6 protein-coding genes and 2 pseudogenes are annotated in these 13604 nt (G+C 74.9%); 5 read left to right on the top strand and 3 right to left on the bottom strand.

What is annotated here, in order from left to right; genetic code table 11:
* The first annotated feature begins 99 nt into the window (after positions 1 to 99).
* Positions 100 to 2862 carry an AAA family ATPase gene (locus AMIS_RS19335; RefSeq protein ID WP_172666606.1) on the top strand — a complete coding sequence of 921 codons (2763 nt, stop codon included), beginning with the start codon at positions 100 to 102 and terminating at the stop codon, positions 2860 to 2862.
* 30 nt (positions 2863 to 2892) lie between these two features.
* Here AMIS_RS19335 and AMIS_RS44990 read toward each other — a convergent pair.
* A pseudogene (locus tag AMIS_RS44990) lies at positions 2893 to 3033 on the bottom strand (helix-turn-helix domain-containing protein); the annotation flags it as partial.
* 162 nt (positions 3034 to 3195) lie between these two features.
* Between AMIS_RS44990 and AMIS_RS44160 the strand changes: the two are divergent.
* Entirely contained in the window at positions 3196 to 4308 is a 1113-nt protein-coding gene (locus AMIS_RS44160) for a hypothetical protein (RefSeq protein ID WP_231859349.1), read from the top strand.
* An 861-nt stretch (positions 4309 to 5169) separates the two neighbouring features.
* On the opposite strand, the pseudogene AMIS_RS44985 reads toward AMIS_RS44160, so the two are convergent.
* A pseudogene (locus AMIS_RS44985) lies at positions 5170 to 5613 on the bottom strand (ATP-binding protein); the annotation flags it as partial.
* Between the two features lie 80 nt (positions 5614 to 5693).
* Here AMIS_RS44985 and AMIS_RS19320 point away from each other — a divergent pair.
* From AMIS_RS19320 to AMIS_RS19310, 3 genes are all read left to right on the top strand, one after another.
* Positions 5694 to 8435: an ATP-binding protein gene (locus tag AMIS_RS19320; RefSeq protein WP_014444042.1), complete on the top strand. Its 2742-nt coding sequence runs from the start codon at positions 5694 to 5696 to the stop codon at positions 8433 to 8435.
* A 122-nt stretch (positions 8436 to 8557) separates the two neighbouring features.
* Positions 8558 to 9538: a zinc-binding alcohol dehydrogenase family protein gene (locus AMIS_RS19315; RefSeq protein WP_063711159.1), complete on the top strand. Its 981-nt coding sequence runs from the start codon at positions 8558 to 8560 to the stop codon at positions 9536 to 9538.
* Positions 9539 to 9603: 65 nt separating this feature from the next.
* Positions 9604 to 11391, top strand: a complete 1788-nt coding sequence (locus AMIS_RS19310) for a LamG-like jellyroll fold domain-containing protein (protein ID WP_014444040.1) — start codon at positions 9604 to 9606, stop codon at positions 11389 to 11391.
* Positions 11392 to 11742: 351 nt separating this feature from the next.
* Here AMIS_RS19310 and AMIS_RS19305 read toward each other — a convergent pair whose 3' ends face one another.
* The gene (locus AMIS_RS19305) at positions 11743 to 13491 is read right to left on the bottom strand and encodes a SpoIIE family protein phosphatase (protein WP_014444039.1); all 1749 of its coding nucleotides are present in this window, start codon (positions 13489 to 13491) and stop codon (positions 11743 to 11745) included.
* Between the last annotated feature and the right edge of the window lie 113 nt (positions 13492 to 13604).

Genomic DNA, 13604 nt, shown 5'->3' with positions numbered 1-13604 from the left:
CATGGCGATCATGCCCATAAGCACGTTGACGGCAGTCCGGTGAGCGAGCGCTGTCACACCCGCGCCCGGCCGGGCGGAGATCCGATTACGGTGTGCGGCGTGATCTCGCAGGACTTACCCGGGCCACTCCTCGGCCGCGCCGTTGAGCAGGCCTTTCTCGACGAGGCGCTGCGCCGGGCCGAGACCTCCGGCACCGCCGTGCTGCTGCAGGGCGCGGCCGGTATCGGCAAGACCGCGCTGCTGCGCGACGCCGCCCGCCGGGCCGGCCGCCGGGGATTCCGGGAGCTGCACGCGCGCGGCGTGCAGGGCGCCGGCGCGGCCGGGTTCACGGGTCTGCACGAGATGCTGCACCCGGTGCTGGACCGGATGGCGTCGCTGCCGTCACGGCAGCGGTCCGCCCTGATGGTGGCGTTCGGTGAGGAGGACGGCCCGGCGTCGGACCGGCTGCTGATCAGCCTGGCCACGCTCGGACTGCTGGAGGAGACCGCCACGGCCGGGCCGGTGCTGCTGACGGTCGAGGACCTGCACTGGCTGGACCGGTCCAGCGCCGAGGTCGTGGCGTTCCTGGCGAGGCGGTTGCGGGCCACCCCCGCGCTGCTGCTGGCGACGACCCGTACCGACGGCGCGTACGCCGACTGGAGCGCCGCGTTCCCGCAGCTCCTGCCGCTGTCCCCGCTGTCCGGGGAGGACTCCGCGCGCCTGCTCGCCCAGGTCGCGCCCGCGCTGCGCCCGCGCGCCCGGGACCAGGTCCTGGAGATCTCGGCCGGCAACCCGCTGGCCCTGCGCGAGCTGCCGGAGGCGCTGCGGGACAGCGAGACCCTGCTCCCCGACCCGATGCCGATGACCGAGCGCCTGGAGCAGGCGTTCCTCGCCGAGGTCGCCCAGCTCCCGGACGCCGGCCGGCGGGTGCTGCTGGTCGCGGCGGCCGGTGAGGACGTCCCGGCGACCGAGCTGGTCGCGGCGATCGGCACGGCGGGCCTGGACACGGCCGGCCTGGACGCGGCCGAGCGTGCCGGGCTGGTCCGGGTGACCGGCGGACGGGTGGTCTTCCGTCACCCGCTGCTGACCTCGGCGATCCTGGGCGCCGCGTCGTCGCCGGCCCGGGCGCAGGCACACCGTGCTCTCGCCGCCGTGGCGGCCGATCCGAGCCGGGCCGCGCGGCACCGGGCCGCCGCCACCTACGGCTGGGACGAGGAGGTGGCCACCGCGCTGGAGGCCACCGCGGACGCCGCCGCGCGCCGGGGCGCCAACCATGAGGCGATGATCGCGTACCAGCGGTCCAGCGAGCTGTCGCCGCTGGTCGCCGACCGGGTGCGCCGCCTGGCCGAGGCAGCCGAGGCGGCCCGGCGCGGCGGTCTGACGGCCGAGGCCGCCGAGGTGCTGCGCCAGGCCATGCCGATGGCGGGGGCGCCGGACGAGGTACGGGCCCTCGCGCGCACCGAATGGCTGCTCAGCATGACATCCGACGTGCCCGGCCGGAGCGCCCTGGACCTGACCGGGCTCGCGGCCGGATACGCCGATCCGGCGGAGATCCTGCTCTGGGCCGCCACGAAGGCGTTCATCCTGCAGGAGAACGACGAGGTCCGCGCCGTGATCCGCGCCGCGCTGGACGAGGTGCCGGCGGACCGGCGGGACGCCCTGCACGAGATCGGCGTGACCCTGCTCGATCCGCGCCGGGGCCTGACCACTCTGCGCGAGAACCTGCCCGAGATCGTCCCCGGCCTGCTGGAACGCCACGCCGAGATCGTCAACGTGCTGGCGTTCACGGCCGAGGGCGTGCAGGACTTCGCGACCGCGGACCGGTGCTGGACGGCCGCGATCGAGCATCACCACGCGTCCGGCCGGATCGGCGACGAGGCGGTCACCCTGTGCGGGCGGGCCACCGAACGGGTCGCGTCCGGTGACATCGCCGGCGGGCTGGCCGACGCCGAGCGGGCACTGCGGCTCTCCCTCGACTTCGACCTGCCGGTGGTCGGCGCGATCGCCGCCGCCAGCGTGGCGCTCGCCCGGGCCGTCCGCGGTGAGGACGCGGCCGCCGGCGACGCCGTCGAGCAGGCCCGGACGCTGATCGGGGCGGCCCCGTTCGCCCGGGTGCACGCCATGACGTCGTGGGCGGCCGGTGTGCTCGCCCTCAATCAGGGCCGGCACCTGGACGCACTGCGGGCGCTGGAGGCGACGGCGGTCAACGAGCCGATCGCGCTCTGGGCCGGCGCCGACCTGGTCGAGGCCGCGGTCCGGTCCGGCCGCCCGGAGGCCGCCGCGCCCTGGCTCACGACGGTCGAGGCGGCGATCGGCGTCGCCGCGTTCCCGGAGCGTCTGCTGCTCGCCCGGGAGCGCTCGCTCGCCCTGCTCTCCTCCGGCGCTGTCTTCGCGGGCACCAAGCTTTCCGCCGGCACCGGCTCGGAGGCCGGCCCGGCGGGTGACGCGCGGGCTCATTTCGAGTCCGCGCTGGAGCACGGCGTCCGCGCCGGCGCCGGCCTCGAGCTCGGCCGGACCCACCTGCGGTACGGCGAGTGGCTGCGCCGGGAACGTGACATCACCGCCGCCCGCACCCACCTGGAACGCGCCGCCGTCCTGCTGCGCGAGGCCGGGGCGGCGCACTGGGCCGCTCAGGCCGAGTCCGGGCTGGCGGCGGCCGGTGGCGGCACCGCCCGCCCGCCCGGCGGACGAGACGACAAGCGGATCCTGACGTCGCGGGAGCTGGAGGTCGCGCGTCTCGCGGCGCAGGGCCTGACCAACCGGGAGATCGCCGACCAGGTCTACCTGTCGCACCGGACCGTGGCCGAGCACCTGAGCAGGGTGTTCGCGAAGCTCGGCCTCTCGTCCCGGTCCCAGCTCGCCGCCGCACTGCGGGACCGCTGACGCGTCCAGCGCCACGCGCAGGTGCACCCGCCCCGAGATCCCCAGCTTCGGAAAGATCCGATAGAGGTACGAGCCGACGGTCCGTGGCGAACACCCGAGCAGTTCCGCGATCTCCCGGTTGGTGAGCCCTTCCGCGGCCAGCCGGGCGATCCGCAGCTCCTGGGCCGACAACTCCCCCGAGACGGACGAGCCGGACGCGCCACCCGCCGCCCGCAGCTCGGCGGCCGCCAGCTCGGCCCACGGACCCGCGCCCGCCCCGTCGAAGAGGAACCGGGCCTCGGCAAGCTGCGCCCGCGCCTGGACGATCCGTCCCTGCCGCCGCAGCCGGCCGCCGTGCGCGAGCAGCGTGCGGGCCAGGTCGAGGGGTGTTCCGGCGCGGCGCGCGGCGGCCGCCGACAGCAGGAAGTCCGCGTCGCCGCCGTCGAGGATCGCCCGTCCGCGGGCGGCGACCGCGAGCAGGTGGTCGGAGCCGATCACGCGGGCCACGCCCTCGGCCTCGCCGACGCGCGCGCGAGCCAGGCGGATGAGTTCCGGATCGCCGGTGCCCGCGGCCGCCTCGGCCAGGTCGGCGACCGCGTTGCGGGCCGTGGCCGGGTGCTGCCGGGTGCAGGTGAGCGCGTTCCAGGCGTCCAGGAACCGGCGCTCCCGCACGGCGACCAGCCCTCGCGCCCAATCGGCAATCGCTTCCGCGAAAGCGGGCGCGTCAGCGGGAGCAGGCACAGCAGCGAGGGCGGGCGACGTCCAGGCCAGCGCGAGATGGTGAGTAGCGGTCGCGAGCGCCCGCACCACCGGCATGTCGCCACTGAACCGCCGGGCGGTCGCGCTCTGCGCCAGCGCGTCACTGAGCCGGCCCTGCAGGATCCGGGTCCGCGCCTGCTCAGCAAGCCGCCGCACGTCGTCCGCCTCCGGCCGCGCCCCACCTGCGAAGACCCCCGGCCCGCCCGCAGCGCGCCGCCCGGCATCGGAGCCACCCCCGGCGAACACCCCGGCGAGCAGCTTCCAGCAGGCGGCCGCCGTCTGCGGATCATGCAGCGCCTCGGCGATCCGGGCCGCGACGACGATCATGTGCCGGGTCTCGTTGCGCCGCATGCCACGATCCACCCGTGCCCGCTCCCGCAGCGTCGCCATGACCCGCGGAAACCGCTCCCGCGCGTCAGCACCGGCACGCGGGTCGATCCACGCCCGGCTGAGCGCCAGCAGGTCGACGTGGATCAGCTCGTCGTCGGCGACCCGCCCGGCGAGCGTCTCGTCGATCCGGCGCATCAGGGCCTCGCGGGTGCCGGCCGGCGGGTCATGGTTCCAGGCCAGCGACCCGGCCACGATCAGCGACCGGACCGACGCGGCCGACTCCACGATCGCGGCCACCGAGCGATCCGGCAGCCCGGTGGTCAGGCCGAGCACGGTCCGGGTGACGATCAGGTGGCCGAGCGCCGCGCCCTGCGGTGACAGCGCCATCGCCTCGTCGATCAGGGTGTGCGCCCGGTCGTACTCGCCGGCCTGCCGGGCCAGTTCGGCCGCCCCCGCGAGCCGGATGATCCGCTGGTCGGCGCCGGGTGACAGGGTGGCGGCGCGGTGCAGCAGGCGGACCGCTTCGGGCAGTGCCGCCCGGTCGGCGCCGCTGTCCAGACCGGCGGCCGCGGGTTCGTCCGGGTCGGTGACCAGCGCTGACCGGTGCCAGGCCGCGGCGCCGGCGTCCTCCGCGGTGGCGGCCAGCGCGTCGTGAGCCTCCCGCCGTTCGGACCAGGTGGCGGCCCCGTGCACGGCCGCACGCAGCAGCGGCTGCCGGAACCGCACCCGGTCACCGGTCACCGTCACCAGGCCCGCACGCTCGGCGGGGTCCAGGTCCTCCGGCCGCAGACCGGCGCGCAGCGCGGCCGGCACCAGCTCGGGGAGCAGGTCCCGGTCGGCCGCCGCGAGCAGCGTCAGGAACCGCCGGGTCGCCCGCGGCAGCGTCCGGACCTCAGCGAGCAGGCTGGTCTCCAGGCGCGGGGTGAGAGGCAGCGGCTCGCCGCCGGCTGGTTGCCACCCGGCCTCCCGATTGCGGGGTACGGCCGACGCGAACTCCCGCAGAGCGAGCGGGTTACCGGCCGCCGCCTCCAGGATCCGGCGCCGGATCCCGGCCCCGAGCGCCGGCGCGACCGTGTCGAGCAGCCGGGACGCCTCGGCGGCCGGCAACGGCTCCAGGTCGATCCGTTCCACCGGCCAGGGCAGTCCGCGATCGGTCGCCGGCCCGGCGCGCAGGCCGGCGACCAGCAGGATCGGCGCGGTGCGCAGCCGCCGGGACAGGAACGTGAGCACCTCGGCGGTCAGCGGGTCGAGCCACTGCCAGCCGTCGGCCAGCACGAGCACCGGGCGGTCCCGGGCGACGGTCTCGAGCAGGCTCAGCACGGCCAGGCCGGCGGCCAGCCGCTCCGGGCGCTCGCCGGTGAACCCGAGGCTGCCGAGCAGGGCCCTGCGCCGGGGTTCGGGCAGCCCGGCCGCCCGGTCCAGGACGGTGTGCAGCAGCTCGTGCAGGCCGGCGCCCGGTTCGGCGGACTCGCACCGCAGGCCGGAGCAGCGCAGCACCAGGTGACCGCGCCGGGCCGCGTACCCGGCGATGTGATCGAGGACGGCCGTGATGCCGGACCCGGCGTCGCCGGTGACGGCTATCGCGCTGCCCCCGCCGGGCGCCGCGTCCACGGCGTCCCGCAGCCGGGCGAGCTCCGTTTCCCTGCCGACGAGCACCGGCACCCCTCTCACGTCGTGTCCCATCGTGGCGTCCGGGCCGGCCGCCGGGTACCCGTCACCTGACCTAGTTCTCGGCCACGAGCCAGGTCATCTAGGCTCGGACGGTGATCGGGAGGCGGGCGGAACTGCAGGTGGTCCTCGACTCCCTGGACTCCCCCGCCGGCACGCTCGTCGTCCTCGACGGCCAGGCCGGCATCGGCAAGACCACGCTTGTCGCCGCGGCGATCCGGGCCGCCGAGGACCGCGGCCTACGCGTGCTGGAGTGCCTGGGCATCGAGAGCCAGTCCGTGACCAGCTACGCCGGCCTGCACGAGCTGCTGCACCCGGTGCTGCCGGCCGCCGGCGGCCTGCCGCACCGGCAGCGGGACGCGATCCGCACCGCGATCGGCGTGCTCGACGGGCCACCGCCGGACCCGCTGCTGATCGGCCTGGCCGCGCTCGGCCTTCTCGAGGAGGCGTCCGCCGCCGGCCGGTTGCTGCTGGTCGCCGACGACGCGCAGTGGCTCGACCCGTCCAGCCTCGCCGTCCTCGACTTCCTGGCCCGCCGGATCGGCGCGCTCCCGGTGACCCTGCTGGCCGCGGTCCGTGCCGGGACGCTCGCCGCGCCGCTCTTCGCCGGGTCCCCGGCGACCCGCCTCACCCTGACCGCGCTCGGTGACGCCGACGCCGAACGGCTGGTCCGGGAGACGGCGCCGCAGCTCGACGGACTGCTCCGGGAACGGGTGATGGCCGAGGCCGAGGGCAACCCGCTGGCCCTGCGGGAGTACGCGACGGCGGCGCACCGCCTCGCCCGGGAGAACCCGGCAGCGGTTCCGGAGCGACTGCCGGTGAGCCGGCGGCTGGAACACGCGTTCCTCGGTGACCTCGACGATCTGCCGGCCGCCAGCCGGACGCTGCTGCTGCTCGCGGCGGCCGGGGACGACTCCACCTCCGTACCGGAGATCCTCGCTGCCGGGGCGGAGGCCGGCGCCGGACCGGACGATCTCGAACCGCTGGAGCGTGGCCGGCTCGCCGGCCTGCGCCGGGACCGCCTGGTCTTCACGCATCCGCTGGTGCGCTCCGCGGTGTACGGCGCCGCCACCGCCTCCGAGCGGGCCCGCGCCCACCAGCGTCTGGCCGCGGTGGTGAGCGATCCGGTCCGGGCGGCGTGGCACCGGGCCTCGGCGACGCTGCGGCTCGACGAGACGGTCGCCGCCGACCTGGAGGCGGCCGCGCACCAGGCCGCCCGCCGAGGCGCCCGGCGGGAGGCGGTCGCCGCGCTGCGCCGGGCCGCCGAGCTCACCCCGGGTGCCGAGGCGCGCGTGCACCGGCTGGCGCTCGCGGCCGAGGCGGCCCGGCAGGCCGGGCTCGCCGACCAGGCGCACATCCTGGCCGGCGAGGCGGTCCCGCTCGCGGTCCGGCCTGCGGACGTGACGGCCCTGGCCGCCACCGAGATCCTGCTGTCGCTCACCTACGGCACGCCGACCCGCCCGATCGAGGAGTTCCTCGACCTCTCCGCCCGGCTGGGCGCCGGCCGGGACGACGAGGACGCCCTGGCGAACCGGATCCGGCTGCTCAACGGCGCGATCGGCTGGGTGTGGTCGGTGGGCGCCACCCCGGAGACCGCCGGCCGGCTGGCCGCCGCGGCCCGTGCCGTCCCCGGACCGGCGTCCTGGCAGCGCGACCTCGGACTCGCCATGGTGGACCCGGCCGGCCAGGCCGCCGGGCTGCGGCCCCGGCTGCCGGAGATCCTGGACACCGCGCTCGCCCAGGCCTTCGACGGCGACGCCGAGCGCGACGTGGGTTCCAGCCACTGGCTGCTGATCTACGCACGGGCGGCCGAGTCGGTGCAGCAGCTCGGCGCGGCGCTGGCCGGCTGGGAGGCGCTGCTGCGGTTCCACCATCGGGCCGGTTCCACCAGCGACGAGGCGATCGCGCTGCAGGGCCGGGCCATGATCAGACTGCTCGCCGGTGACCCGGGCGCCGCTCTCGCCGACAGCGAGCAGGCGTTGCGGCTCGCCGACGACAGCCGGCTCACCCGGATCGCCGGGCAGGCCGCCGCGATCTCCGCGCTGGGGCACGCTCTGCGCGGCGAGCCGGCCGAGGCGGCCCGCCGGATCACGGACAGCGCCCGGTACGCCGACCACCGCCCCTACGCGCTGATCACCTCCCGGGCCCGCTGGGCCGGTGGGCTGCTCGCCCTCGACGCCGGCCGGCCCGACGACGCGTGGCGCGAGTTGCGGCACGTCGCCGCGCACCCGGTCACCGCGCTGTGGGCGGTCGCCGACCTGGCCGAGGCCGGCGCCCGCAGCGGCAACACCGGCGCCGCCCGCGAGCACGTGACGGCCGCCGAGGAGCAGGCCGCCGCGTTCGGGTCGGCGCACCTCGATGCGCTCGTGCACCGGGCGGCCGCCGTCCTCGCGCCGGAGGCGGACGCCGAGGAGCGGCACCTGCTGTCGATCGGCAGCGCCCGGCACGCCGGCAACGCCTTCGAGGTGGCGCGGGGCGAGCTCGTGTACGGCGAGTGGCTGCGCCGGCGGCGACGCATCGTGCAGGCCCGGGAGCCGCTCGGCGCGGCTCTGCGCGAGTTCCGCCGGTGCGGCGCCGCGGCCCTGGCCGGACGGGCCCTGCGCGAGCTGCGGGCGGCCGGGGTGACGGTGCCGGCGGTCCGGGACGGCGTCCGGCTGACCGCGCAGGAGGCGCACATCGCCCGGCTCGCGGCGAGCGGGCTGAGCAACCGGGAGATCGCCGGACACCTGCACCTCTCCCCCCGCACGGTCGCCGTGCACCTCTACCGCGCGTTCCCGAAACTGGGCGTCACCAGCCGCGCCCAGCTCGCCGGGGCGCTCGAGGATCGCCTGTCCTGACCCGGCGCGCCTGCGTCGCATGACCGGCGGCCCGCCGTTCTCCGGAGCAGACGGGCACGCTGCGTTGCCCGTACCCCCGCAAGCGCTTGTGCGGCCCGCGCCGCGCAACCGACCGTGGGGGCATGACCGAGCTGATGCGCGCGGTGGGTTACCGACGGAACCTGCCGATCACCGACCCCGAATCCCTGCTGGACCTGAGCCTGCCCGTTCCCGAGCCGGGAGACCACGACCTCCTGGTACGGGTGGAAGCCGTCTCGGTGAACCCGGTCGACGTGAAGCAGCGGGCCGGCAGCAACCCGCACGGCAAGCCCCGGGTGCTGGGCTGGGACGCGGCCGGCATCGTCGAGCGGGTGGGCAGCGCGGTCACCCTGTTCCGGCCGGGCGACGAGGTCTGGTACGCCGGTTCGATCACCCGCTCCGGCACGAACGCCGAACTGCACCTGGTCGACGAGCGGCTCGCCGGGCCGAAGCCGTTCTCGCTGTCGTTCGCCGAGGCCGCGGCCCTGCCCCTGACTTCGCTCACCGCGTGGGAGACGCTCTTCGACCGGCTGCGGCTGACCTCGGCGAGCACCGGGACGCTGCTGGTCCTGGGCGCGGCCGGCGGGGTCGGCTCGATCCTGGTCCAGCTGGCCCGGCAGCTCACCGGCCTGGAGGTGATCGGCACCGCGTCCCGGCCGGAGTCCCGGCAGTGGGTCCTCGGGCGCGGCGCGCACCGGGTGGCCGGCCACGACGATCTGCCCGGCGGCGTGGACTACATCTTCACCCCGCACTCGGCCGGCATGATCCCGGCGTTCGCGAAGATCCTGCGACCGTACGGCGAGGTGGTCGCGATCGACGAGCCGCCGCACCTCGACCTGCTGCCGCTGAAGTCGAAGAGCATCGCCTGGCACTGGGAGCTGATGTTCACCCGGGCGCTGCACGACCCGGCGAGCACCGCGCAGCACGAGATCCTGCGGCAGGTCGCCGCGCTTGTCGACAAGGGCGTGCTGCACACCACGATGACCCGCCGCATCGACGGCATCACCGCGGCCGGGATGCGCGAGGCGCACGCGATCGTGGAGGCGGGCAGCGCCATCGGCAAGACCGTGGTGAGCGGTTTCTGAACGTTTGTCTGCTCCTTGTCCGGCGGTCGCCTGCCGTCCCCGCACCCCATAAATGATCTTTGCTCGTGGAACGAAGGAACCTGCTCGCGGCCGCGCTCGCCGCGCCCGCCGCCGCCACCCTCGACATGAGCCCGGCCACCGCATCGACCAGGGGTTTCGACAAGGCCGACCCCCGGTTCTCGATCGCGGTGCTGCCGGACACCCAGTATCTGTTCGACGCCGACAGCGCCGACCCGGCGCCGCTGAAGGCCACCTTCCGGTACCTGCTCGACCAGCGCGCCGAGGACAACGTCGCGTTCCTGACGCACCTCGGCGACATCACCGAGCACGGCACCGAGCGGGAGATCACGCTGGCCGGCTCGACGTTCCGGGCGATCGACGGGCGGCTGCCGTACAGCGTGCTCGCCGGCAATCACGACGTCAGCTCCAGCACGAACGATCAGCGGGGCAGCACGGCGTACCTGAAGGTCTTCGGCCCGGACCGGTTCCGCGGTGCGGCGACGTACCTCGGGGCCTCCGCCGACGGCTACAACAGCGCGCACCGGCTGACCGCGGGCGGCCGGCAATGGCTGATCCTCGCGCTGGACTGGCGGATCTCCGACGGCGGGCTGACCTGGGCCCGCTCGATCCTGGCGGCGAACCCCACGCTGCCCGCGATCGTCACCACGCACGACCTCGCCTACGGGGACGACGCGGGCAAGGCGTACCTGTCCAGTAACGGTCAGCGCCTTTGGGACCAGCTGATCAAGGACAACGACCAGATTTTTCTGACCCTCAACGGCCACTACTGGCCGCCCGGGCGGACCGTGCTGCGCAACACCGCCGGCAACGACGTCCACGTGCACATCACCAACTATCAGGACCGGTACTACGGCGGCGCCGCCATGATCCGGCTGTACCGCTTCGACCTGGTGCGCAACCGGATCGACGTGGAGACGTTCGCGCCGTGGTTCCTGCAGCGCAAGTCCCCCCTCGCCGAGGAGACGATCGAGCTGACCGGCGATGTCGACCGGTTCAGCCTGGAGATCGACTTCGAGAAGCGGTTCGCCGCCTTCGCGCCACCGGCGCTTCCCGCGCCGCGCCCGGCGGCCCGCGTGGTCGACCGGCACACCGCCGCCTACTGGCGGTTCGACACGGCAGGCCAGGCGGTCAGCGACGGCGCCGTCGTGGCCGATCTCTCCGGCAAGGGCAACGACCTCGTGGTACGGCGTCTCGCGGGCAGCGGCGCCGACGTGCTCACCGTGGCAGCCGACCACCATCGGGGCGCGCCGGCCCACGCGAGTCTCCGCTTCGACGGCGGCCCGAACCGGGGCGCGCTGCTGCAGACCGCCCCGGGGGCGCCGCTGAACAGCGCCACCTTCATGAACGGGTACACGTTCGAGACGTTCCTGAAGCTGCCGTCGCCGTTCACCGGGAACCATTCCTGGATGGGCGTCTTCAGCTGGGAGGGCCGCGCCGGGGACGCGGGCAAACACAGTGGGTGGTCGCCGCTGGAGCCGACGTGCAGCCTGAACCTGTCGCCGGAGCGGTTCCTGCAGTATGTGCTCTACACCGCCGAGGGTGATCACAATCCGACATCGTGGAGCCACGCCCTGCCGGTCGGCGTCTGGCATCACGTGGCGATCGTCAACGACGGGAAGCGCAGCGTCGTGTGGGTGAACGGCTCGAAGATCGCCCGTAATCCGTCACAGGCGGCGCGCGGGGTGGCGACGGTGGGGAGGCCGTTCACGCTCGGTGGGACGTCGTTCGATCTGGCGTACGACCAGGGGTTCTACGGGTGGATCGGCGACACCAGGATTACGGCTCGGGCACTGCGCCCCGAGCAGTTCCTCCCCGCCGGTCACTTCCGCTAGCCGTCACCACCCGGGAGGCGGCGAGATCGGCGCGGGCACGCTCGCCGCCGTGAACGAGATCGGCGCGGACACTCGCGCCGCCGGCGACGAGATCGGCGCGGCACCCGCGCCGCCGGATGATCGGCGGCATTCGCGTCGCCAGATCTTGGAATGGGCGGGGCGGGCTGGTTCTCAGCGTTCACAAAACGGACGGCCGACAGCATTGTTGACCAGCCGGACGACACGAGCTGGTTGACAGTGCTGTCGGCAGCACCTTGGACAGCGCTGAGAGCCGGCCGGACCAGCTGATCCACAGAAGTCGACTGCGCGCGCTGGCTGGCGAACTGCGGACGGGGGCGAGGGGCGGGACCGTCACCCAGGGGGCTGTGGGGTCAGGGTTTCGATCAGTAGGAGGGAGGCGTCGTCCTCGCGCTCGCCCGGTGCGATGATCGCCATCGACGCGTCGGCCAGCTCGTCCAGGCCCGCCCCCGGACGATCCGTGATCACGCGATGCAGGTGGTCGATGCCGTCGTCGATGGGGAACGTCCGGGTCTCGATCAGCCCGTCGGTGTAGAGCACCAACCGGCTCCCCGCGGGCAGCGCCCGGGTATGTGTCCGCCGCGTCACCCCGCGCAGCCCGCCGAGCAGCGGCCCCCCGTTGGGCAGCTGGCTGACCGTCCCGTCCGGCAGCACCAGCGTCGGCGGGATGTGTCCGGCGTTAGCCCAGGTCAGCGTGTGCCCCCCGTCCGGCTCGGCGGTGAGGTAGGCGACCAGCACGGTGGCCATCCCACCCACCCCGAGCAGTTTTGCCGCCCGCTCGAAACGGGACAGCAGCACGGACGGGTAGTCGTACCTGTCGACCAGCAGCGCCCGCAGCATGCTCCGGTAGTGGCCCATGGTCGCGGCCGCCGTCACGCCGTGTCCCGCCACGTCGCCGATCACCACGGCCATCCGGGTGTCGTCGAGGCGGACCGCGTCGTACCAGTCCCCGCCGACCAGGTCGGCGCGGTTCGCCGGGGCGTACCGTGCCACCAGCCGCACGTGGTCGAGCGCGGGCAGCGGGCTGAGCAGTGCCTTCTGCATCGTCTCTGCGGCGGTGCGCCGGTCGTCGTATGCACTGGCCCGCTGCAGCGCCTGAGAGACGTACCCGGCGAGCGCCGTCAGCACGGCGTGCTCGGCGTCGCCGGGGGTGTACCGCTGTTTCCAGCAGAACGTCAGCGCCCCGATCGGGCCACCCGCTCCGGGCAGCGGCACGCTGACCGCGGCCTGCCACTGCATCCGGTGGAACGTGTCCAGCGCGTCCGGCGTCTGCTCGGCCACCGCGGCAAGGTCGGGCAGGACAACGGTGCGCCCGCTGCGCGCGGCCAGCCCGGAGGGGGTGCGGACCTCGGTGCCGTACGTCGCCCAGTGTTCCGCGAGGTCGGGCGGGAGCAGCCGGCCGGACGCCAGCTGGATCAGGCCGCCGGTCTCCAGCCAGGAGACCCCGACGTACGCCGGGTCCAGCGTGCCGATGACCAGATCCCGTACCGTGTCGACCACCTGGTCGGAGGTGGCCGCGGCGCCGAGCGCGATGCTGGCCCGCAGCAGCAGGCGGCTCCGCTCGGCGACCAGTTCGGCGCGGTCCGACGCCTGGTACGACGCGATCCGCAGCTGGAGGCTGTCGGAGCAGGCGGCCGCCAGGTCGGAGAGCGCCGACAGCTCCTGCTCGGTCCACCGGCGCGGCTCGTGGTCGATCGCGCAGAGCGACCCGAGCACCTGCCCGTCGGCGTCGACGACCGGCATTCCGGCGTAGCCGACCACGCCCAGGTCCTCGATGGCGAGGTTGTCCCGCACCCGCGGGTCGACCCGGGCGTCGGTGACGATCAGCGGCTGCGCGGCGTCCACCACGTGCTTGCAGAACGAGTGGCTCAGCGGGGTCTCGCGCTTCTGCGCCCAGGGGTCGCCGAGCCCGCAGGCTCCGGGGAAGAACTGCCGGTCCGCGTCGACGAGTGAGACGAGCGCCACCGGCACGCCGAGCACGGTCCGCACCATGGACGCGAACCTGTCGAACATCGGATCTGCCACCGCATCCAGACCGGTACGCAGCAGTGCGGCGAGCCGCTGCCCGTCGTCGTCCGCCATGCATTCCTTCCAGCCGTGGTCTCGTTGCTCCGGGGCAACATACCCGGCTGGTGGACGAGGTACGACCCTGGCGAGGCACTATCGCGCAGTGGTGTGCGAGAGTCCAGCCACGG

It is taken from the genome of Actinoplanes missouriensis 431 (assembly GCF_000284295.1).
Lineage (GTDB): Bacteria > Actinomycetota > Actinomycetes > Mycobacteriales > Micromonosporaceae > Actinoplanes > Actinoplanes missouriensis.
Note: the sequence above shows the minus strand (reverse complement) of the source record. Positions and strands in the feature narration are given on the sequence as shown.